This is a genomic window from Oleiphilus sp. HI0132, from assembly GCF_001635845.1.
Genome location: NZ_LWGJ01000837.1, coordinates 1 through 346, shown reverse-complemented (window position 1 = coordinate 346; position 346 = coordinate 1). Strand labels below are relative to the sequence as shown.

Here is a 346-nt window from a genome sequence, read left to right as displayed (position 1 = left end):
AAAGAAGAGGAAAAAATCCGCTTCCGCGACATTCAGGCGCAGCCTCGTAAGATCATCTCTTCTCCTACCTGGTCAGGTCTGGAAGATGAGCACGTATCTTATAACGCAGGTTATACCAACGTACACGAGTTGATTCCATGGAGAACAGTGACAGGTCGTCAGCAGTTCTATCAGGATCATGAGTGGATGCGTGACTTCGGTGAAACCCAGTGCTTGTATAAGCCACCAGTTAACATGAAGACAGTTAAGCCTTTGTTAGACAAGAAACCAAACGGCAACAAAGAGATCGTATTGAACTGGATTACACCTCACCAGAAATGGGGTATCCACTCAACCTACTCTGATA

Annotated in this window: 1 protein-coding gene; it reads left to right on the top strand. The window is 45.7% G+C overall.

All coding sequences use genetic code 11. The annotated features are described in order from the left end of the window. Nucleotides 1-346 (top strand): hypothetical protein (locus A3766_RS09535; protein ID WP_156508834.1); only part of this gene is annotated, 346 nt, incomplete at both ends.